The 1,262-nt window shown below is 61.5% G+C and carries 2 protein-coding genes; one reads left to right on the forward strand and one right to left on the reverse strand.

The window, feature by feature from the left end; all coding sequences use genetic code 11:
• A partial coding sequence (locus GYB81_RS24400) for an AMP-binding protein (RefSeq protein WP_161898040.1) occupies positions 1-316 on the reverse strand: 316 nt, incomplete at its 3' end.
• 217 nt (positions 317-533) lie between these two features.
• Here GYB81_RS24400 and GYB81_RS24405 point away from each other — a divergent pair.
• The coding region (locus GYB81_RS24405; protein ID WP_161898041.1) for an alpha/beta hydrolase at positions 534-1,262 on the forward strand (729 nt) is incomplete at its 3' end.

The following is a 1,262-nucleotide window of genomic DNA, read 5'->3' on the forward strand; positions in this document are numbered from 1 at the left end:
GCAGTAGACCATCGAGCAGCCCGGCGCGCATGGCGCCGAACACCGCGATGGGATACTGCAGCACGTTGGGCATCTGCACCGCGATGCGATCACCCGGCTTGAGGTCGGTTTGCTTCTGCAGGTAGGCGGCGAAGGCCGCGGAGAGGCGATCCAGCTCGGCATAGGTCAGCGTGACGCCGAGATTGCTGAAGGCCGGACGGTCGGCGAAGCGCTTGCACGAGCGCTCGAATACTTCGATCACCGACTTGTAGCTGGACAGGTCGATGTCGTTGGGCACGCCAGGGGCGCGTTTGTCGTTCCAGAAATCAGGTTGCATTGTTCTTGTCCTCTTCCCCTGAAGTGATCTGACTGCCCGGAAAGTAGCAGCTTAGAGCCGAGCCGCAAATAGCTCGAAGGCGTCATTGATGGGCTGAATTTCGCAATAAATGTTGTGATTCGTAACCGATCTTTACTGCTTCGAAGAAAACCGCGGTGCTTTGCCTGATGACGGCCAAGGTGCACAATGCCGCCAATCTCCGGCACAAGGATTCGCCATGCGCCACAACGCCTTCCCCCTGGTGACACAGGACGGTCTGCATCTGCACGTCAATCACTGGCACGGCGATCAACCGCCGCGCGGGGTGGTCATGCTGTCGCACGGTATGGCCGAACACAGCCTGCGCTATGCCCGCCTGGCCGAAAGCCTGGTAGCCGCCGGCTTCGACCTCTATGCGCTGGACCAGCGTGGCCACGGCCAGAGCGCCGCTCAGGGCGTGCTCGGCCATTACGCCGATGAAGGCGGCTGGGACAAGGTGGTCGGCGACCTGGCCTCGCTCAATCACCATATCCGCCAGCGCTACCCGCAGGCCCCAATCTTCCTGTTTGGCCACAGCATGGGCAGCTACATCGGCATGGCCTATCTGATGGGCCACAGCTGCAGCCTGCAGGGCGCCGTGCTGTCGGGTTCCAATTACCAGCCCCTGGCGCTGTACAAGGCCGCAAGGCTGATCGCCGGTTTCGAGCGTTGGCGCCTTGGGCCCAAGGGGCGTAGCAGGGTTATCGATTACCTATCCTTTGGCTCGTTCAACAAAGCCTTCAAGCCCAACCGCACGGCCTTCGACTGGCTCAGCCGCGATGCAGCGGAAGTGGACAAATACGTGACCGATCCGCTGTGCGGTTTCGTCTGCACCACGCAGCTATGGTGCGACCTGCTCGATGGCCTGCAATACATCACCCCGGTCGAGAACCTGGCACAGATCGATGCCGACCTGCCGCTGCTGGTG

Origin of the sequence: Pseudomonas yangonensis, from assembly GCF_009932725.1 — a bacterium.
GTDB classification, from domain to species: domain Bacteria; phylum Pseudomonadota; class Gammaproteobacteria; order Pseudomonadales; family Pseudomonadaceae; genus Aquipseudomonas; species Aquipseudomonas yangonensis.